The organism is Cryobacterium sp. Sr8 (genome assembly GCF_004403225.1).
GTDB lineage: Bacteria > Actinomycetota > Actinomycetes > Actinomycetales > Microbacteriaceae > Cryobacterium > Cryobacterium psychrotolerans.
Genome location: NZ_SOHO01000039.1, coordinates 140,933 through 159,560, shown reverse-complemented (window position 1 = coordinate 159,560; position 18,628 = coordinate 140,933). Strand labels below are relative to the sequence as shown.

The 18,628-nt window shown below is 69.1% G+C and carries 19 protein-coding genes; 17 read left to right on the top strand and 2 right to left on the bottom strand.

What is annotated here, in order from left to right:
- The first annotated feature begins 37 nt into the window (after window positions 1–37).
- The 10 genes from alaS to E3T54_RS07135 all read left to right on the top strand — a co-directional run bounded on the left by alaS (window position 38) and on the right by E3T54_RS07135 (window position 11,957).
- A complete protein-coding gene (gene alaS, locus E3T54_RS07180; protein ID WP_134475127.1) occupies window positions 38–2,692 on the top strand; it encodes an alanine--tRNA ligase in 2,655 nt (884 codons plus the stop codon).
- Window positions 2,693–2,695: 3 nt separating this feature from the next.
- Window positions 2,696–3,190 carry a Holliday junction resolvase RuvX gene (ruvX, locus tag E3T54_RS07175; protein WP_174844399.1) on the top strand — a complete coding sequence of 165 codons (495 nt, stop codon included), beginning with the start codon at window positions 2,696–2,698 and terminating at the stop codon, window positions 3,188–3,190.
- 332 nt (window positions 3,191–3,522) lie between these two features.
- Window positions 3,523–4,563, top strand: a complete 1,041-nt coding sequence (gene mltG / locus E3T54_RS07170; RefSeq protein WP_241977102.1) for an endolytic transglycosylase MltG — start codon at window positions 3,523–3,525, stop codon at window positions 4,561–4,563.
- Window positions 4,556–5,437, top strand: coding sequence for a shikimate dehydrogenase (locus E3T54_RS07165; RefSeq protein ID WP_134475125.1), 882 nt, complete (start codon window positions 4,556–4,558; stop codon window positions 5,435–5,437). Before mltG ends, E3T54_RS07165 begins: the two co-directional genes overlap by 8 nt.
- A 5-nt stretch (window positions 5,438–5,442) precedes the next feature.
- Window positions 5,443–6,651, top strand: a complete 1,209-nt coding sequence (aroC, locus tag E3T54_RS07160) for a chorismate synthase (RefSeq protein WP_092322058.1) — start codon at window positions 5,443–5,445, stop codon at window positions 6,649–6,651.
- Window positions 6,652–6,653: 2 nt separating this feature from the next.
- Entirely contained in the window at window positions 6,654–7,169 is a 516-nt protein-coding gene (locus E3T54_RS07155) for a shikimate kinase (RefSeq protein WP_134475124.1), read from the top strand.
- Window positions 7,166–8,284 carry a 3-dehydroquinate synthase gene (aroB, locus tag E3T54_RS07150; protein WP_134475123.1) on the top strand — a complete coding sequence of 373 codons (1,119 nt, stop codon included), beginning with the start codon at window positions 7,166–7,168 and terminating at the stop codon, window positions 8,282–8,284. The genes E3T54_RS07155 and aroB overlap by 4 nt, the downstream gene beginning before the upstream one ends.
- A 184-nt stretch (window positions 8,285–8,468) precedes the next feature.
- Window positions 8,469–9,797, top strand: coding sequence for a GAF domain-containing protein (locus E3T54_RS07145; protein ID WP_134475122.1), 1,329 nt, complete (start codon window positions 8,469–8,471; stop codon window positions 9,795–9,797).
- 145 nt (window positions 9,798–9,942) lie between these two features.
- Entirely contained in the window at window positions 9,943–11,466 is a 1,524-nt protein-coding gene (locus tag E3T54_RS07140; protein ID WP_134475121.1) for an aldehyde dehydrogenase family protein, read from the top strand.
- 80 nt (window positions 11,467–11,546) lie between these two features.
- Window positions 11,547–11,957 carry a DUF779 domain-containing protein gene (locus E3T54_RS07135; protein WP_092322052.1) on the top strand — a complete coding sequence of 137 codons (411 nt, stop codon included), beginning with the start codon at window positions 11,547–11,549 and terminating at the stop codon, window positions 11,955–11,957.
- Window positions 11,958–11,972: 15 nt separating this feature from the next.
- Here the strand turns inward: E3T54_RS07135 and E3T54_RS07130 are convergent, their stop codons facing one another.
- A complete protein-coding gene (locus tag E3T54_RS07130) occupies window positions 11,973–12,383 on the bottom strand; it encodes an Hsp20/alpha crystallin family protein (RefSeq protein ID WP_092322050.1) in 411 nt (136 codons plus the stop codon).
- A 101-nt stretch (window positions 12,384–12,484) separates the two neighbouring features.
- On the opposite strand from E3T54_RS07130, the gene E3T54_RS07125 reads away from it, so the two are divergent.
- From E3T54_RS07125 to nusB, 3 genes are all read left to right on the top strand, one after another.
- On the top strand, window positions 12,485–12,922 hold the full coding sequence (locus E3T54_RS07125; protein ID WP_092322049.1) for a type II 3-dehydroquinate dehydratase: 438 nt from the start codon (window positions 12,485–12,487) through the stop codon (window positions 12,920–12,922).
- Between the two features lie 190 nt (window positions 12,923–13,112).
- A complete protein-coding gene (gene efp, locus E3T54_RS07120; protein WP_092322047.1) occupies window positions 13,113–13,673 on the top strand; it encodes an elongation factor P in 561 nt (186 codons plus the stop codon).
- Complete coding sequence (gene nusB / locus E3T54_RS07115; protein WP_092322046.1) at window positions 13,673–14,092, top strand: transcription antitermination factor NusB; 420 nt, start codon at window positions 13,673–13,675, stop codon at window positions 14,090–14,092. The genes efp and nusB overlap by 1 nt, the downstream gene beginning before the upstream one ends.
- A 46-nt stretch (window positions 14,093–14,138) precedes the next feature.
- On the opposite strand, the gene E3T54_RS07110 is transcribed toward nusB, so the two are convergent.
- Complete coding sequence (locus tag E3T54_RS07110; RefSeq protein WP_134475120.1) at window positions 14,139–15,035, bottom strand: hypothetical protein; 897 nt, start codon at window positions 15,033–15,035, stop codon at window positions 14,139–14,141.
- 167 nt (window positions 15,036–15,202) lie between these two features.
- Here E3T54_RS07110 and pyrR point away from each other — a divergent pair, with 167 nt between their 5' ends.
- The 4 genes from pyrR to E3T54_RS07090 are packed head-to-tail and all read left to right on the top strand — an operon-like array spanning window position 15,203 to window position 18,616.
- Window positions 15,203–15,748, top strand: a complete 546-nt coding sequence (gene pyrR, locus E3T54_RS07105; RefSeq protein ID WP_092322044.1) for a bifunctional pyr operon transcriptional regulator/uracil phosphoribosyltransferase PyrR — start codon at window positions 15,203–15,205, stop codon at window positions 15,746–15,748.
- Window positions 15,745–16,695: an aspartate carbamoyltransferase catalytic subunit gene (locus tag E3T54_RS07100; RefSeq protein ID WP_134475119.1), complete on the top strand. Its 951-nt coding sequence runs from the start codon at window positions 15,745–15,747 to the stop codon at window positions 16,693–16,695. Before pyrR ends, E3T54_RS07100 begins: the two co-directional genes overlap by 4 nt.
- Window positions 16,696–18,063, top strand: coding sequence for a dihydroorotase (locus E3T54_RS07095; protein WP_134475118.1), 1,368 nt, complete (start codon window positions 16,696–16,698; stop codon window positions 18,061–18,063).
- On the top strand, window positions 18,056–18,616 hold the full coding sequence (locus E3T54_RS07090; RefSeq protein ID WP_092322040.1) for a hypothetical protein: 561 nt from the start codon (window positions 18,056–18,058) through the stop codon (window positions 18,614–18,616). Before E3T54_RS07095 ends, E3T54_RS07090 begins: the two co-directional genes overlap by 8 nt.
- The last annotated feature ends 12 nt before the right edge of the window (window positions 18,617–18,628 follow it).

Sequence of the window (18,628 nt, the reverse complement as noted above, 5' to 3'; positions counted from 1 at the left end):
TCCACTCTTTTCGCCCTCTCTTCAAGCTACGGAACCCATGCAGACTGCTGAAATTCGCGGGCGCTGGCTCGCCTTCTTCGCCGATCGTGGACACACGGTCGTGCCGTCGGCGTCCCTCGTCAGCGACGACCCCACCCTCCTCTTCACCGTGGCCGGCATGGTCCCGTTCGTGCCGTACCTGACCGGCCTGGTGCCGCCGCCCTACCCGCGGGCCACCAGCGTGCAGAAGTGCATCCGTACCAACGACATCGAAGAGGTCGGCAAGACTCCTCGCCACGGCACCTTCTTCCAGATGGCCGGAAACTTCTCGTTCGGCGACTACTTCAAGGAGCAGGCGATCCAGTACGCCTGGGAGCTCCTCACCACGCCGGAGTCGGCAGGCGGCTACGGCTTCCTCGAGAAGGACCTCTGGGTCACGATCTACCTCGACGACGATGAGGCTTTCGGCTACTGGCGGGCGATCGGCGTGCCCGCCGACCGCATCCAGCGTCTCGGCAAGGAATCCAACTACTGGTCGACCGGCCAGTCAGGGCCCGCCGGTCCGTGTTCGGAGATTTTCTTCGACCGCGGCCCCGCCTACGGCGCCGGCGGCGGCCCGGCCACCGACGACGACCGGTATGTCGAGATCTGGAACCTCGTCTTCATGCAGTACCTGCGCGGGGAGGGTTCAGGCAAGGACGACTTTGAAATCCTCGGCGACCTGCCGAAGAAGAACATCGACACCGGCATGGGCCTGGAGCGCGTCGCCTTCCTCAAACAGGGCGTCGAGAACATGTACGAGATCGACCAGGTCCGCCCGGTCCTCGACCGCGCCGCAGCGGTCTCCCGGCGTGCCTACGGCGCCGACCATGAGGACGACGTGCGGATGCGCATCGTGGCCGACCACGTGCGCTCCTCGCTGATGCTGATGAGCGACGGCGTCATGCCGTCCAACGAAGGCCGTGGGTACATCCTGCGCCGCCTGATGCGCCGCACCGTGCGTGCGATGCGCCTCCTCGGTGTCGAGGGCGCGACCTTCCCCGAGCTGTTCCCCGCGTCGCGCGACGCGATGAGCGACGCCTACCCGGAGGTCAAGTCCGACTACGACCGGATCAGCCAGGCCGCGTACGCCGAGGAGGAGACGTTCCTCCGCACGCTGACCAGCGGCAGCGCCGTGCTGGATGTCGCCGTGGCCAAAACGAAGAAGGCGGCCGGGGCCGAACTGCCGGGGGACACCGCGTTCCTGCTTCACGACACCTACGGCTTCCCGATCGAACTGACCCTCGAGATGGCGGAGGAAGCCGGGCTCAGCGTCAACCGCGAGGCCTTCGACGCCCTGATGTCCAAGCAGCGCGCCATGGCCAAGGCCGACGCGAAAGCGAAGAAGACCACCCTGGCCGACCTGTCCGTCTACAGCGCGTTCCGCGCCCAGGGCGCGACGGTCTTCACCGGCTACGACACCCTGCAGACCGAGTCGTCCATCCTCGGCCTCATCGTCGAGGGCGCCTCGGTGACGAACGCCGTCGCCGGGGAGATCGCCGAGGTCATCCTCTCGGAGACCTCGCTCTACGCGGAATCCGGCGGCCAGGAGGCCGACGCCGGCCTCATCGTCGGCCCCGGTTACGAACTCGAAGTGCTCGACGTGCAGAAGCCGGTGGCGGGACTGATCAGCCACAAGGTGCAGGTGCGAAGCGGCGAGGTCGGGGTGGGCGACAGCGCGACCAGCGTGGTCGACGCCGACTGGCGCCGCGGGGCACGCCAGGCCCATTCCGGGACGCACATCCTCCATGCGGCCCTCCGCCAGGTGCTCGGCCCGAACGCGCACCAGTCCGGCTCGTACAACAAGGCCGGGTTCCTCCGCTTCGACTTCTCCTGGAACCAGGCGCTCTCGCCGGCGACGCGCAGCGAGATCGAGGAGATCGCCAACAACGCCATCCGGGACAACCTCGAGGTCGTCACCCGGGAAATGAATCTCACCGAGGCCAAGGCCCTGGGCGCCATGGCCCTGTTCAGCGAGAAGTACGGCGACCGCGTGCGTGTCGTCGATATCGGCGGGCCCTGGTCGCGCGAACTCTGCGCCGGAACCCACGTGTCGACGAGCGCGGAAATCGGCATGATCAACCTGGTCAGCGAGGCCTCCGTCGGTTCGACGAACCGGCGCGTCGAGTCGCTTGTCGGCCTGGAAGCGTTCCGCGACCTGGCGGCAGAGCGCGCGATCGTGTCGCAGCTCACCGCGAACCTCAAAACGCCCAAGGAGGCGCTCCCGGAGCGCATCAACGACCTGCTCCAGAACCTCAAGGCGGCGGAGAAGAAGATCGCCGCCTACGAGGCGCGCGCCCTCTCCGATCGCGTTCCGGCCCTCCTGGCGACGGCGTCCCGGGCCGGGTCGGTCATGCTCGTTGCCGAGAACCTGGGCACCCTGGCATCCGCCGACGACGTGCGGATGCTCGTCACCGCCACCCGTGAGCGGCTCGGCAGCGAGCCGGCCGTCGTGGCGCTGGCCGCAACGGTCGGTGAGAAGCCGGTCGTGATCGTCGCGACCAACCAGGCCGCCCGCGACGCCGGCCACAAGGCCGGTGCCCTGGCCAAGCAGGTCGCCGGAATCCTCGGCGGCGGCGGCGGCGGCAAGGACGACCTCGCGCAGGGCGGCGGCACGGACGTCTCCGCCGTTCCCAGCGCACTCGACGCCGTTCGCACGGCTGTGGCCCGCTAAGACGTGCGCCACGGCGTGCGGGTCGGTGTCGACGTCGGAACGGCCCGGATCGGAGTCGCCCGTAGCGACGCCCACGGCATGCTCGCGACGCCCGTCGAAACGGTGAACCGCGACAGCGCCGGCGTCGTCGATATCGCCCGGATTCGCGGGATTGTCGCGGAACTCGAGGCGGTGGAGGTCATTGTCGGCCTCCCGCTGGCGCTTTCGGGGAGGACGACGGCTTCGACGGGCGACGCGGTCGGCTTCGCGGAGGCCCTCGAGCGGGCGCTCCCGGTGCCCGTGCGGCTCGTTGACGAGCGGCTGTCCACCGTCGCCGCCCAGACGGTGCTGCGCGCATCCGGGCGCAAGGCGAAAACCCACCGCCCGGTGATCGATCAGGTGGCCGCTACTATAATTCTGCAACACGCTCTGGACACCGAGCGAGCCTCGGGCAGGCCCCCCGGCACGCTCGTGGATCCACCGAGAGAGCCGACCGCCGACCCTCCCGAAAGGCCGTAAAAACCGTGTCGAACACCCCACCGGAGTCCGATCGTACGCCGAGCGAGGGTACGCCGGGCGATGGTTCGCCGCGCGATGATCCGGCCGGTGGCTGGGAAGAGCTCCTGACCGGTGCGACGGAGACGCACCAGGGCGGCGAGGCCGGCTCGGCAGCGGGCTCGACGCCCGGTACGGCATCCGGGGCGGCAGCCGGGGAAACGGGCGGGGAAACGGGCGGTTCGCGCCGGGCCGCCCGGGCGTCGCGCGGTCGCGTCCCGCGATCCGAGGGGCGGGCCGATCCCTCTAACGGGCCGCGACCGGGCATCAGGAGCCGCCGGGGAGCCTGGGGCTGCGTGAGCGTGCTGCTCGTGTTCGTCCTGCTTCTGGCGGCCGGGGCGTTCGCCCTGCAGGGACCGCTGTCCCAGCTGTACGCCGCGACCCAGGGGCCGCCCGACTACGAGGGCTCCGGGGGGAAGAAGCTCGTCGTGATGATCCACGATGGAGACACCGGGGGAGATGTCGCCGGCACCCTCGCGGAAGCCGGAGTCGTCAAGAGCTACGAGGCCTTCTACAAGTTGCTGCTCGCCGAATCACCCGCACCCGTATTCCAGCCGGGCGCGTACCAGCTGGCCGCGAAGATGAGCGCCCGCTCGGCGCTCGACGCCCTGCTCGACAAGAAGAACAAGCTCGAGCAGACCGTCGTCATCCCGGAGGGCACCACCGCTGCCGTCGCCCTGCAATCGCTCTCCGAGGGCACGGAAATTCCGTTGGCCGACATCGAGGCTGCGGCGAAGAGTGTCGCCTCCTTCGGACTTCCCGCCGAGGCGACCAGCCTGGAAGGATTCCTCTTCCCGGCGACCTACAACTTCACGCCCGGCGTGACCGCCCATGATGCCATCAAGACCCTCGTCGACCGCCAGTTCAAGGCTCTCGACGATGCCGGGGTGACCGAGGACAAGCGATGGACGACCATCACCATGGCCGCTTTGATCCAGCGCGAGGCGGGGCTCCGCGAGGACTACTTCAAGGTCTCGCGGGTCTTCTACAACCGGCTCAACCCCCAGCTGTGGCCGAGCGGGCTGCTCCAGTCAGACGCGACCGTGACGTACCGAACGGGAAACACCGACGTGGCGACCACGACGGACGCCGAGCGCGCCGACGCGAGCAACCCGTACAACACCTATGTGCACCCGGGCCTCCCGGCCGGGCCGATCTCGAACCCCGGGGACCTGGCCATCGACGCGGCCCTGCACCCCGCCGACGGGCCCTGGCTATACTTCGTGTCCTGGAACCTCGACACGGGCGAGACGATCTTCTCGTCCACGCTCAAGGATCACGAAGTCGCCGTCGCCAAATGGCTGGCCTGGATGAAGGACCACCCCGAGTATGGCTAACGAACTGCCGAACCGGCCCGTGCAGCGCCTCGCCGTGCTGGGATCTCCGATCGCGCACTCCCAGTCCCCGGCGCTCCACCGGGCCGCCTACGCCACCCTGGGCCTCGACTGGCAGTATGACGCCATCGAAGTGCGCGCCGGGGAGCTCGATGACTTCCTCGCCGGCCTCGGCGCGGAGTGGCACGGCCTGTCCCTGACCATGCCGCTCAAGCAGGAGGTCATGCCGCTCCTGACCGGCCTCGATCGGATGGCGACCCTCACCGGGGCGGCGAACACGGTTCTCCTCGGCCGCTCGGACGCCGGCCCCAGCCTGACCGGGTTCAACACGGATGTCACGGGGCTGGTCCGAGCCCTGGCCGACGCCGGCGTCACCCGCGCGACCCACGTCACCCTGCTGGGGGCGGGGGCGACCGCGGCCTCTGCGCTCGTGGCCGCCGCAGAGCTCGGCGCGGAATCCGTCGACGTCGTCGTGCGCACCCCGTCCAAGGCCGGTCCCCTCATCGAGCTGGGCCACGGCGTCGGCGTGGCTGTCACGGTGGCGAACCTGACCAGCCTCGGCAGCCCGGAGCGGCAGAGCGACCTCGTGATCAGCACCCTGCCGGGCGGGCCGGTGCTGGCGGCCGAGTTCCCGGCGGAACTTCGGAGCCGGGCCGTCTTGTTCGACGTGAGCTACTCCCCGTGGCCGAGCTCGCTGGCCCGGTCCTGGCAGGCCGCGGGGGGCACCGTGTGCTCGGGCCTCGGGATGCTGTTGCACCAGGCACTCATCCAGGTGCGCATCTTCGTCAGCGGCGATCCGTTCGATCCGCTGCCCCGGGAAGACGAGGTTTTGCAGGCGATGCGCGGCGCTTTGGCTGAGGAGCCTGTGGGAGGATAGGAGTCATGCTTCGTTGGCTCACAGCCGGAGAGTCCCACGGCCCCGAACTCATCGCCATTGTCGAGGGTTTGCCCGCTGGGATCCCGGTCTCCCTCACCGATATCCGCCTCGACCTCGCACGCCGCAAACTCGGCTACGGCCGGGGCGCCCGGATGAAATTCGAGCAGGACGAGCTCACCCTGTCCGGCGGGGTGCGCCACGGGCTCACCATGGGGGGCCCGGTCGCGCTGCGCATCGGCAACACCGAGTGGCCCAAATGGTCAGAGGTGATGAGCCCGGAACCGGTCGACCCCGCCACCCTGACCCGCGGCCGCGGATCGCCCCTCACCCGGCCGAGGCCCGGCCATGCCGACCTCGTCGGCATGCAGAAGTACGACTTCGACGAGGCCCGTCCCGTGCTCGAGCGGGCCAGCGCCCGCGAAACCGCCGCCCGGGTCGCCCTGGGCGCGGTCGCCCGGGCCTTCCTCGCCGAGCTGGGGATCACCCTGGTCAGCCACACCCTCTCGATCGGGCCGGTCCGGGTCCCCGAGGATGCCCCGCTGCCGCACCCCGGCGACGTCGACGCCCTCGACGCGGACCCGCTGCGCTGCTTCCACCCGGAGACATCCGCGCTGATGGTGGCCGAGGTCGACGCGGCGCACAAGGACGGTGACACTCTGGGCGGCATCGTCGAGGTGCTCGCCTACAACCTCCCTCCCGGCCTTGGTTCCTTCGTGCACTGGGACCGTCGGCTCGATTCCCAGCTCGCCGCGGCGCTGATGGGCATCCAGGCGATCAAGGCCGTCGAGGTCGGCGACGGCTTCCTCACCACCACGCGCCGCGGGTCCACCGCCCACGACGAGCTCGTCCAGGCCGACGGCGTCATCCAGCGGGCCGGCGACAAGGCCGGCGGCACCGAGGGAGGCATGAGCACGGGCACCGTGCTGCGGGTTCGCGCCGGCATGAAGCCGATCTCCACCATTCCCCGGGCCCTCCGCACCGTCGACGTCGCCACCAGCGAGGCCGCCCCCGCGCACCACCAGCGTTCCGACGTGTGCGCGGTTCCCGCGGCGGGCGTGGTCGCCGAGGCTATGGTCGCCCTGGTGCTGGCCAACTCCGTGCTCGAGAAATTCGGCGGAGACTCCATCGGCGAGACCAGGCGCAACCTCGACGGCTACCTCGCGAACATCCCGGCCAACTTGAAGACCGGCGCGTCCAGCGACGCGTCGCTCTAGCCATGGGCGCATCCGTCGGGCAGCTGTTCCCGCTTGCCTTCATCGGCCCGATGGCCGCGGGCAAGACGAAGATCGCGCGCCGCGTCGCCCGCGCCCTGACTGTGCCGTTCATCGACACCGACCAGCGCATCGTCGACCGGTACGGTCCGATCGCCGAGATCTTCGCGCGCGAGGGTGAAGAGTACTTCCGGGTGATCGAACGTGAGGTCGTCGCCGAGGCCCTGGCCGAAGAGGCCGTCGTCTCCCTCGGCGGGGGAGCAGTGCTCGACGCCGAGTCCCGGGCCGACCTGGCCCGGTGCAGTGTCGTGTACCTCAGCGTTGACGCGGCCGCGGCGGCGAAGCGGATCCGCGGACGCAAGCGCCCGCTCATTGCCAACGGCATCGAGGACTGGCAGCGCATCTTCGACGAGCGCCGCCCGGTGTACGAGTCGCTGGCCGACATCCACTTCGACACATCGACCCGTTCGGTCGGCGCCATCGCCGATGACATCGTGACCTGGACCAGAGAGAAATCGTGACCGACACAACAACTCCAGAACCAACCGTCCCCGCGGCAGACTCCGACACCACCGTGATCACCGTCGCCGGCGCGGACCCGTACCCCGTGCTGATCGGGCGCGGGCTCGTCGCCGGCGTCGCCGACCAGCTCGGCGCCGAGGTGCGTAAGGTGCTCATCGTCTACACCTCCACACTCGGAGCGCGTGCCGTCGCGCTGCGCGAAAGCCTCCTCGATCGCTACGAGGTGCTGATCGCCGAGGTGCCCGATGCCGAGGCCGCTAAGCGGGTCGAGGTGGCCGCCTTCTGCTGGCAGGTGATGGGGCAGGCCGACTTCAGCCGCACGGATGCCGTGATCGGCTTCGGCGGCGGCGCCGTGACCGACCTGGCCGGCTTCGTCGCCGCGACCTGGCTACGGGGAGTGCGCCTGGTGCAGGTGCCCACCAGCGTGCTCGGCATGGTCGACGCGGCCATCGGCGGCAAGAACGGCATCAACACGGCCGAGGGAAAGAACCTGGTCGGGACCTTCTACGCGCCCGCGGCCGTTCTCTGCGACCTCGACGTGCTCGACGACCTGCCGCGGAACGAGATCCTCGCCGGGTTCGCCGAAATCGTGAAGGCCGGGTTCATCCAGGTTCCCGAGATCCTCGACATCATCGAAGACGATGTCGCAGCCGTGACCGACCCGCACACCCCGCAGTTCCGCCGGGTGGTCGAACTCGCCATCGAGATGAAGGCGCGGATCACGGGGGAGGACTTCCGGGAGTCGGGCCGGCGCGAGATCCTCAACTACGGCCACACCCTCGGCCACGCCGTCGAACACGCCGAACGGTACGGCTGGCGGCACGGGGCGGCCGTAGCCGTCGGCATGATGTTCGCCGCGGAACTCGCCCGGCTGAGCGGGCGTCTCTCGGACGAGGCCGCCGATCGGCACCGGCGCATCCTCGAATCCCTCACCCTCCCCGTCAGCTACCCGGTCGGTCGGTGGAGCACGCTCCTGGCGACCATGCAGCGGGACAAGAAGACCCGCAGCGGCATGTTGCGCTTCATCGTGCTCGACGACATCGGCAAGCCGACGGTGCTCGAGGCCCCCGACGCGTCGCTGCTCTTCGCGGCCTACCAGGAAATCGGCTCCTAACCCCCGCCCTCTTCCCTCCCTCCTTCCCTTCGCCGAACTGTGAGTTTGGCACCTTCGTTGTGCTCGGGAAGGTGCCAAACTCACAGTTCGGCGAATCTGCGCGGCCGGATTCGTGACATACGATGGGGATCCCGAGCGATGGCCGCAGCCCTCCTCGCCGACGACCAGCGTGGATCGGAGGGTGATGACCAGTCCATGGACGGTCCGCGCCCCCGGCGAGTCCGAACGGGAGTCCTTCGCGCTGCTGGCGCGGGCGCACGAGGCCGCCGTCTCGGACCGTGCCACCCTCACCGGGGTGCGGAAACTCGTGCAGGAGTCCTGGCAGCGTTCGCTCTCCCACCGGGTCGACCCGTCGCTGGCCGGCGCCGAGCCGGAACTGACCGCTGAGCAGCTTCGGGATCTTCGCCGCCGGCATCCGCTGGCGTCGGTTCTTCCCGTCGTGCACAACCTGCTCATCCGGCATGCCTTCGAGGCCGGCCTGATCGTGGCCGTCGGCGACGAATCGGGGCGCCTGCTGTGGATTGACGGCGACCACGTGCTGAGGCAGAAGGCCGAGTCGATGCTCTTCGTCGAGGGCGCCGACTGGTCCGAACGCCGGGTCGGGACCAGCGCCCCGGGGACCGCGCTGGCACTCAACCATGGGATCCAGATCCAGCGGGCCGAGCACTTCAACCAGCTGGCGCATCCGTGGAGCTGCACGGCCGTGCCGATCCACGACCCGGATTCGGGTGCCCTTCTCGGGGTCATCGACATCACCGGCGGCGACGACGCGGTCGCCCCGCAGACCCTGCCCCTCGTCGAGGCCGCCGTGGCCGCGGTCGAGGCCGAGCTGCGGATCCAGCGCCTCGGACTTCCGCCGGACGGCGGCGCCACCGCGCGCTTCCAGGTGGCCCTGACGCCGCCCCCGCCCCGAAAGGCCGCTCCAGCGGGACTGCAGGTGCTCGGCCGGGACCACGGCCAGCTGGAGGTCGGCGGCGCCAACCTCGAGGTCAGCCCCCGGCACGCCGAGATGCTGACCCTGCTCGCCTGGCACCGGGAGGGCCTCTCCGCCGAGCGCCTGGCGCTCCTGCTCAGCGACCAGGCCGGCGGCGTAGACACCCTCCGCGCCGAAATGGTGCGGCTGCGGAAGGCGCTCGATCCGCTCGGCCGGGCATTCACCATCAGCTCCCGGCCCTACCGGCTCGATGCATCGATCGAACTGGATGCCCAGCGCGTGCTCGCCTTCCTCGAGCGCGGCGCCCACCGGGTGGCACTCGGGGCCTACCGCGGGCCGGTGCTGCCCAGTTCCACGGCGCCGGGCGTGGCCGCGATCCGGGCCGAGGTCAGCGCGCGGCTCCGCGAGGCCATGCTCAGCGACGCCTCCGCGGAGCTGCTGCTCGAGTACGCGCGCACCGAGGAGGCCACCTACGACACCGAGGTCTGGCGTGCCTGCCTCGAACTGTTGCCGGCCCGGTCGCCCAAGCGGGCCACCGTCGTCGCCCGGCTCAAGCGGATCGACGCTGAGCTCGGGTAGGCGCGCGACCTTTCGCAACCGGGCAACCATCATTCGCAACCCCGCAACTTTTCGCAACCCTGTGGCAACGTTGCCCTCCCTAGGCTCCGAGGAGAGCCGCAGCTGATGCTGCGTGCATCGACACCGTCGTCGACAAAGGAGCGCCATGACCGTCTATTCAGCCCCCGGAACACCCGACTCGAAGGTCACCTTCAAGCCCCGCTACGAGAATTGGATCGGCGGTGAATGGGTCAAGCCGGTCAAGGGACAATACTTCGAAGACATCTCGCCGGTCACCGGCAAGGCCTTCGCCGAGGTCGCCCGTGGCACCGCCGAGGACATCGAACTGGCCCTGGATGCCGCCCACAAGGCCGCGCCGGCCTGGGGAAAGACCTCGGCCACGACCCGCGCCGCGGTGCTCAACAAGATCGCCGACATCATCGACGCCAACCTCGAGCTGCTCGCCGTCGCCGAGACCTGGGACAACGGCAAGCCCGTGCGCGAGACGCTGAACGCGGACATCCCGCTCGCCTCCGACCACTTCCGCTACTTTGCCTCCGCGATCCGGGCCCAGGACGGCGACCACGCCGAACTGGACGGCGACATGGTCTCGTACCAGTTCCACGAGCCACTCGGCGTCGTCGGGCAGATCATCCCGTGGAACTTCCCGATCCTGATGGCCGTCTGGAAACTGGCCCCCGCGCTGGCCGCCGGCAACACCGTCGTACTCAAGCCCGCCGAGCAGACGCCGGTGTCGATTCTCGTGCTGCTCGAACTGATCGGTGACGTGCTGCCCGCCGGGGTCGTCAACGTGGTCAACGGGTTCGGCATCGAGGCGGGCAAGCCGCTCGCCTCGTCGAACCGGATCCGCAAGATCGCCTTCACGGGGGAGACCTCGACCGGTCGCCTGATCATGCAGTACGCCAGCGCCAACATCATCCCCTCGACCCTCGAGCTCGGCGGCAAGAGCCCCAACATCTTCTTCAGCGACGTCGCCCAGGAGCAGGACGCGTTCTACGACAAGGCGCAGGAAGGATTCGTGCTCTTCGCGTTCAATCAGGGTGAGGTCTGCACGGCGCCCAGCCGTGCGCTGCTGCAGAAGCCCATCTACGACAGCTTCCTCGCCGATGCGGTCGAGCGCACCCGCAAGGCGGTCCAGGGCAACCCGCTCGACACCGACACCCAGGTCGGCGCGCAGTCGAGCAACGACCAGCTCGAGAAGATCCTCTCCTACATCGACATCGGCAAGCAGGAGGGCGCGAAGCTGGCGCTCGGCGGCGAGCGGGTCGACCTCGGCGGCGACCTCAGCGGCGGCTACTACGTGCAGCCGACCATCTTCGAGGGGCACAACAAGATGCGCCTGTTCCAGGAGGAGATCTTCGGCCCGGTGCTCGCGGTGACCAGCTTCACGGACTACGACGACGCCATCTCGATCGCCAACGACACCCTGTACGGCCTCGGCGCCGGCGTGTGGTCGCGCAACGGCAACATCGCCTATCGGGCCGGGCGGGACATCCAGGCGGGCCGGGTGTGGGTCAACAACTACCACGCCTACCCGGCCGGGGCGGCCTTCGGCGGCTACAAGAGTTCGGGGATCGGGCGCGAGAACAACAAACTCGCCCTGGGCCACTACCAGCAGACGAAGAACCTGCTGGTGTCGTATTCCGAGAACGCCCTGGGCTTCTTCTAGGCCCCTGGCCACACCCCGGCTGGCTGCCGGCGACGCTCGTCGCCGGCAGCCGGCCGGTCGATCCGAGGAGGGTCACGCACATGTCCCAGCCCGTCGTCACGGCATCCGTCACCATCACCGGCGAGACCCGCCCACGGGTCGAGTTCACGCCCGCCACCGCCCTGCTGCTGCGCAGCCTGTGGGATGAGCACGGGCCGCTGATGTTCCACCAGTCGGGCGGATGCTGCGACGGCAGTTCGCCGATGTGCTTCCCGGCCGGTGAGTTCATCACCTCCGACCGGGACGTGCTGCTCGGCCGGCTCGACATCGCCCCGCCGGGAAGCGAGTCACAGTCGATCGACTTCTGGATGTCGGCCGAGCAGTTCGAGTACTGGAGCCACACCTTCCTCACCGTCGACGTCGTCGCCGGCCGGGGGAGCGGATTCTCCGCCGAGGCCCCGCGCGGGGTGCGTTTCCTGATCCGGTCCCGGTTGATGAGTTCGTTCGACTGAGCCGGCCGGGGTCGCTCAGGCCCTGGAGATCGGGATCTTCGACGACGTCGTGCTCTTCTCCGGAACGGGAATCCGGACCTCGAGCACCCCGTCACGGTAGGTCGCCTTCACATCCTCCTCCTTGCAGCCAACGGGCAGGGGGATGTCCCGGGTGAAGGACCCGTAACGGAACTCCGTACGGTAGCCGTCCTTGAGCTTCTGCTCGCTCTTCTCCTCGCGCTCGGCCTGGATGTGAAGCACCCCGTCACTCACCGAGATGTCGACGTTCTTCTCCGGGTCGATGCCGGGAACCTCCGCCCTGACCACGAGCGTGTTGCCGTCCCGGAACTCCTCCACCTTCATCGACGTGGTGTCCCAGTCGCCCTCAAGGAAACGCCGGAAGGGCTCCGGCAGGTCAAATTTTTCTCGGCGTGCAAGTCCGGCCATGGTGGTCTCCTTCGTTTGGTGGAACACACAGTACCCCCGGCGCCGTCCTGCCGCAGCGCCCCGCCGTGCTGCCCCGCCGCGTGCTGCTCTAGGCTGTGGGAATGAGCACAGTCCTCGTTCTGAACGGCCCGAACCTCGGGCGCCTCGGCAGCCGTGAACCCGATGTCTACGGGTCGGCTGACCTTGACGAACTGCGAGCGCTGCTCCGCGCATCCGCCCCCGCCGGCGTCACGGTCGACCTGCGCCAGACCGACGACGAGGCCGAGCTCATCCACTGGCTGTACGAGGCCGTCGACGCCGGCACGCCCGTCATCCTGAACCCGGCGGCTTTCACCCATTACAGCTACGCGCTGAGGGATGCCGCCGCCCTGGTGACAAAGGCCGGCGTTCCGCTGATCGAGGTGCACATTTCCAACCCGCACGCCCGGGAGACATTCCGGCACACGAGCGTCGTCAGCGCCGTCGCCACCGGAGTGATCGCCGGCCTCGGCTTCGACTCCTACCGCCTCGCCCTCAACTACCTCACCACCCCTCGCTGACCCCTCGCCGACCACCCGCGAAACCGCACTCGTGCGCGTCATGAGGGTGTTTTAGCGCGCACAACTGCGGTTTCGCGGGAGTCGGGGCGGGGAACGCGGGGGCGCCTTTGGCGCTTTCAGGATGGGCAACTATGCTCGTTTGAGGTCGAATCGGCCGCGCACCTTCCCAATTGAACGGATTACCCTCCCCATGGCATCTACCGCCGACATCAAGAATGGCGTCGTCCTCAACATCGATGGTCAGCTCTGGGCCGTCATCGAGTTCCAGCACGTCAAGCCGGGCAAGGGTGGTGCATTCGTTCGCACCAAGATGAAGAACGTCGTCAGCGGCAAGACCGTGGACCGTACCTTCAACGCCGGCGCCAAGATCGAGACCGAGAACGTCGACCGCCAGGACTTCCAGTACCTGTACGCCGACGGCGACTCCTACGTCTTCATGGACGTCTCCGACTACGACCAGATCCACGTTCCGGCCGCGGTCGTCGGCGACGCCGTCAACTTCATGCTCGAGAACCAGAACGTCACGATCGCCCTGCACAACGGCAACCCGCTCTACGTCGAGCTGCCGGCATCCGTCGTGCTGGAAATCACCTACACCGAGCCCGGCCTCCAGGGCGACCGGTCGACCGGCGGCACCAAGAACGCCACCGTCGAGACCGGCTACCAGATCCAGGTTCCGTTGTTCCTCGAGCAGGGCACCAAGGTCAAGGTCGACACCCGCACGGGTGACTACCTCGGTCGCGTCAACTAGTGAGCGCTCGCACCAAAGCGCGCAAGCGCGCCATCGACATCCTCTACGTCGCCGATGTGCGTCAGATCTCCATCGCGGAATCCCTCGCGGCCGAGGCGGAGCGCGCGGTCAGTGAGCCGGCACGGCAGGCTTCCTGGCTCTACGCCCGGGAGATCGTCGACGGCATCGTCGACCACCGCGAAGAGATCGACGAACTGATCGAGACCTACTCGCAGGGCTGGACCCTGTCGCGCATGCCGATCATCGACCGGGCCATCCTGCGGATCGGCATCTGGGAAATCCTCTACAACGACGCCGTGCCGCACGCGGTGGCCATCGACGAGGCCGTCGAAGCCGCGAAGGTGCTGTCGACGGATGACTCCGCCGGGTTCGTCAACGGACTCCTCGGCCGGATCGCGCAGACCGCACCCTCCGCGTAGGACGAGCCCCGCATAGGACGAGCCGCGGGCCAACACTCGCGGCGTCTCAGGTCGACACGGTGATGCTGGCGACGTTGCCGGCGATCGACGCCCACAGCTTGATGTCGTCTCCGGGCTGTTTCTTGTACGGTCGGCCGATCCGGTCGCGGCAGTCGAAGGTGATCTCGACCTCGAACGCCACCCCGATCGCATAACTGTGCCCGCCCTGCAGTTGCAGCGTGACCGACAGGTCGGTGAAGGCGTGCACCTGGGAGCTGATCGCCGACCCGCCCTGCCCGCTCTCGTCCGCCGTGAAGAGCGTGCGCGCGCCGAAGGGCTTCTGCAACGTCCACTGCCCCGACACCGGGTCGACCTCCCAGCCCGCCACGTACGCCGTGCCCCGATAGCTGAAATTGGCGAAACCGGCGGTCGTGCCGGGCATGAACCACCAGCGGCTTTCGGTCACGGCGTCGATGTCCGCGCTCACTTTCACGTAGGACAGGGTCGCCTGGGGCACGAGGCTGACGCCCGTCCCCGCGAAGCCGATATAGCTCGGGTTCAGGCCGGAGACGTTGACCCAGCTGAACAGGTGGCCGGTCGCCTCCGACGCCGCACTGCCGGCGGGCCGGTCATCAATCGAGTTCACCCAGTGGTACCGATAGCGGTGGCTGGCCGGCGGGGCGGCGATCCAGTAGTTCTTGTAGTTGGCCTCCGACGGGATGTAGAGACTGTCCGGCCAGGCCAGGGTGAACTCCGGCCGCTCCCGGAAGAACTGATGGAAGATCGCGTCCCTGTATTTCGCGATGGCCTCCGGCGTCGGCAGGGAATCGGGGCCCGGGAGCTCGAGCTCGCGGTGGACCTCATCGATCTCGCGCCGCCTGACGAAGCTGATCGGGCCGGCCGGGGCGCCCACCTCAGAGGCGACCGGTGACGGCCCCCGGTCTTCGTGATCCGATGTCGACATAATGCGCCTGCTTCCTGCACCTCAACCGCAAAGGGTGTGCACGTCGATGCCGGCAGCTTAACCTCGGGCCGCCGCACCGGCTAGGGCGAGGCGGCGAGGTGCTAGGCTCATGGGCGGAAAGAGACATCCTTTAACAGCCGTCCTGTGAGACGGGGAAGGAGGTCGGTTTGATGGCACGCACCGTGCTCACCCAGGCTGACATCACCCGAGCGTTGACTCGGATCTCACACGAGATCCTGGAGTCCAATCGTGGGCCTGACAATCTCGTCATCCTCGGCATCCCCACCCGCGGGGTCGTGCTCGCCCGCCGCATCTTCGAGACAATCCAGCGGATCGAACCCAGTGCTAAGGATGTCCGCGTCGGCTCGCTCGACGTCACCCTGTACCGCGACGACCTCACCCGCACTCGCACGCGCACCCCGGCGCCGACCCAGGTTCCCGGCAGCATCGACGGCAGGACCGTGGTGCTCGTCGACGACGTGCTCTACTCGGGCCGCACCATCCGCGCCGCGCTCGACGCGCTCGGCGACCACGGGCGGCCCAGCATCGTTCGCCTGGCCGTGCTCGTCGACCGGGGCCACCGGGAGCTGCCGATCAGGGCCGACTTCGTGGGCAAGAACCTGCCCAGCTCGACCGAGGAGCGGATCAACCTGCACCTGGCCGAAACCGACGGCGACGAGTTCGTGAGCATCGAAGGGGGCGACGAAGCATGAGGCACCTCCTGTCGACGAAGACGATCACCCGGGACGAGGCGATCGCGCTCCTCGACATCGCCGAAGACATGGCGGATGTCGCAGGCCGCGAAGTCAAGAAGCTCCCGACCCTGCGCGGCAAGACGGTCGTCAACCTCTTCTTCGAGGACTCGACCCGCACCCGGATCTCGTTCGAGGCGGCCGCGAAGAGGCTCAGCGCCGATGTGATCAACTTCAGTGCCAAAGGATCGAGCGTGTCGAAGGGCGAGAGCCTGAAAGACACCGCGCAGACCCTCTCCGCGATGGGCGCCGACGCCGTCGTCATCCGCCACCACGCCTCCGGGGCGCCGCTGGTGCTGGCCCAGAGCGGCTGGATCGACGCCGGCATCATCAACGCCGGCGACGGCACCCACGAACATCCCACCCAGGCGCTGCTGGACGCGTTCACCATCCGCCGTCGCCTGCACGGGACCGCTTCGCGCGGCAAGGACCTCGACGGCGTCACCGTGACCATCGTCGGGGACATCCTGCATTCCCGCGTCGCCCGCTCGAACCTGTGGCTGCTGACCACCCTCGGGGCCCGGGTCAGTTTCGTCGCTCCGCCGACGCTCCTGCCGGCGGACACGTCCGCCTGGCCGGCGACCTTCGGCTTCGACCTCGACGCCGCGATCGATGCCGGTCCGGATGTGGTCATGATGCTGCGCATCCAGGCCGAACGGATGAGCGCGTCCTTCTTCCCCAGCCCTCGGGAGTACGCCCGCGGCTGGGGGCTCAACGACGAGAGGTTCGCCCGGCTCCGGGCGGATAGCATTGTCATGCACCCCGGCCCGATGAATCGCGGCCTGGAAATATCGTCTGCCGCGGCCGATTCGGCCCGGTCGACCGTGCTCGAACAGGTCGCCAACGGCGTGTCAGTGCGGATGGCCGCGCTGTACCTGCTTTTGTCCGGCGACCGGGAGGATTCGTAGATGCCGAAGGAAAACGCGGCCAGGCAGGAATACCTGATCCGAGGGGCGACCCTGCCGGACGGTTCCCGCACCGACATCGTGCTGGCCGGCGGCCGCATCGCCGAACTCGGGTCCGGCCTGTCCCGGGCGGGGGCGGCGACGGTCGACGCCGACGGGCTGATCGCCCTGCCGGGCCTCGTCGACCTGCACACGCACCTGCGCGAGCCCGGCTCCGAGCAGAGTGAAACCGTGCTCACGGGCAGCCAGGCCGCCGCCCGCGGCGGTTTCACCAGCGTGTTCGCGATGGCAAACACCTCCCCGGTGCAGGACACGGCCGGGGTCGTCGAGCAGGTGCTCGCCCTCGGCGAGCAGGCCGGCTACGTCAGCGTCCAACCGATCGGGGCGGTCACCGTGGGACTGGCCGGCGAACGACTGGCCGAGCTCGGCGCCATGGCAGCCAGCCGCGCCCGGGTGCGGGTCTTCTCCGATGACGGATTCTGCGTGGCCGATCCGCTGATCATGCGCCGCGCCCTCGAATACGTGAAGGCGTTCGACGGCGTGATCGCCCAGCACGCCCAGGAACCTCGCCTCACCGAGAAGGCGCAAATGAACGAGGGGGCCCTGTCGGCCGAACTCGGACTCACCGGCTGGCCCGCCGTCGCGGAGGAGTCGATCATCGCCCGCGATGTGCTCCTCGCCGAACACGTCGGGTCGCGCCTGCACGTCTGCCACGTCTCGACCGCCGGATCCGTCGACGTCATCCGCTGGGCGAAGGCCCGCGGCATCGACGTGACCGCCGAAGTCACCCCGCACCACCTCCTGCTCACCGAGGAGCTCGTCGTCGGCTACGACGCCCGCTTCAAGGTCAACCCGCCGCTGCGGCGCCGGGAAGACGTGGAGGCGCTGCGCGCCGGCCTCGCCGACGGCACCATCGACATCGTCGCCACCGACCACGCGCCGCACCCGGTCGAGGCGAAGGACTGCGAATGGGACGCGGCGGCCAACGGCATGGTCGGCCTCGAGTCCGCCCTCTCCGTGGTGCACGCCTCCGTGGTGGCGGGCGGCCACCTCGACTGGGCCGACGTGGCCAGGGTGCTCTCGCACACCCCCGCCCGGATCGGCCGTCTCGCCGGCCAGGGCAGGCGCACCGAGGTGGGCGTCCCGGCCGAACTCACGCTCTACGACCCGGCGGCCAGCCGCGTCTTCGGTACCGCAGACCTGTCCGGCAAGGGCGTGAACTCGCCCTACCTGTCGATGACCCTGCCCGGCCGCGTGCAGGCCACGTTCCACCACGGCCACCCGACGGTACTGGACGGCGCCCTGCGCCCGGCGGCGGAGATTGCGGCCGCTCGACTCGCACAGACTCAGTGGGAGCGCCGCCATGGATAGGCTCGTCCCCACCGTCATCATCGTGGCCGTGCTGCTCGGCCTGGTCACGCTGATGTGGCGAAGCTGGCGCACGCGCACCCGGCGGGATGCCGCACTGGCGGCCGGCCACCCGGGCACCGGCGCCGACGAGGCCGAGCTCGCCGCGGCGCCGGTGCTGTACGTGGCGACCACGCCGCGCTCCCGCCCGCTCGAACGGCTCGCGATCCGGGGACTCGGCTTCCGGGCCCGGGCCCGCCTCACGGTCACCGCCGCCGGCGTGGACCTCAGCCTGGCCGGCGAGGAGCCGGTGTTCATCCCGGCCGCTGCCATCGACCTGCTCACCCCTGCCACCCTGACCATCGACCGCGTGGTCGAGACCGACGGCCTGCTCCTGCTGGGCTGGCGCCTGCACCGGCCCGAGACCGCGCCCGCGCCGGAGGCCGACGAGGTCGTCTCCGTCGACAGCTACTTCCGCATCCCCGACCCCATCGATCGAGACCGCATCACTGATGCGATCCGATCCATCGCAGCCGGCGCCGCCGGCCCGGCTGCACGCGACGAAAGTGAGGCCTGACGTGGCCAACCC

What these genes read in the sequence shown, in the direction of transcription:
- alaS (WP_134475127.1), top strand. Translation starts at nt 38, where the DNA reads ATGCAGACTGCTGAAATTCGCGGGCGCTGGCTCGCCTTCTTCGCCGAT.
- E3T54_RS07165 (WP_134475125.1), top strand. Translation starts at nt 4,556, where the DNA reads ATGGCTAACGAACTGCCGAACCGGCCCGTGCAGCGCCTCGCCGTGCTG.
- aroC (WP_092322058.1), top strand. Translation starts at nt 5,443, where the DNA reads ATGCTTCGTTGGCTCACAGCCGGAGAGTCCCACGGCCCCGAACTCATC.
- E3T54_RS07155 (WP_134475124.1), top strand. Translation starts at nt 6,654, where the DNA reads ATGGGCGCATCCGTCGGGCAGCTGTTCCCGCTTGCCTTCATCGGCCCG.
- E3T54_RS07145 (WP_134475122.1), top strand. Translation starts at nt 8,469, where the DNA reads ATGACCAGTCCATGGACGGTCCGCGCCCCCGGCGAGTCCGAACGGGAG.
- E3T54_RS07140 (WP_134475121.1), top strand. Translation starts at nt 9,943, where the DNA reads ATGACCGTCTATTCAGCCCCCGGAACACCCGACTCGAAGGTCACCTTC.
- E3T54_RS07135 (WP_092322052.1), top strand. Translation starts at nt 11,547, where the DNA reads ATGTCCCAGCCCGTCGTCACGGCATCCGTCACCATCACCGGCGAGACC.
- E3T54_RS07130 (WP_092322050.1), bottom strand. Translation starts at nt 12,383, where the DNA reads ATGGCCGGACTTGCACGCCGAGAAAAATTTGACCTGCCGGAGCCCTTC.
- E3T54_RS07125 (WP_092322049.1), top strand. Translation starts at nt 12,485, where the DNA reads ATGAGCACAGTCCTCGTTCTGAACGGCCCGAACCTCGGGCGCCTCGGC.
- efp (WP_092322047.1), top strand. Translation starts at nt 13,113, where the DNA reads ATGGCATCTACCGCCGACATCAAGAATGGCGTCGTCCTCAACATCGAT.
- E3T54_RS07110 (WP_134475120.1), bottom strand. Translation starts at nt 15,035, where the DNA reads ATGTCGACATCGGATCACGAAGACCGGGGGCCGTCACCGGTCGCCTCT.
- E3T54_RS07100 (WP_134475119.1), top strand. Translation starts at nt 15,745, where the DNA reads ATGAGGCACCTCCTGTCGACGAAGACGATCACCCGGGACGAGGCGATC.
- E3T54_RS07095 (WP_134475118.1), top strand. Translation starts at nt 16,696, where the DNA reads ATGCCGAAGGAAAACGCGGCCAGGCAGGAATACCTGATCCGAGGGGCG.
- E3T54_RS07090 (WP_092322040.1), top strand. Translation starts at nt 18,056, where the DNA reads ATGGATAGGCTCGTCCCCACCGTCATCATCGTGGCCGTGCTGCTCGGC.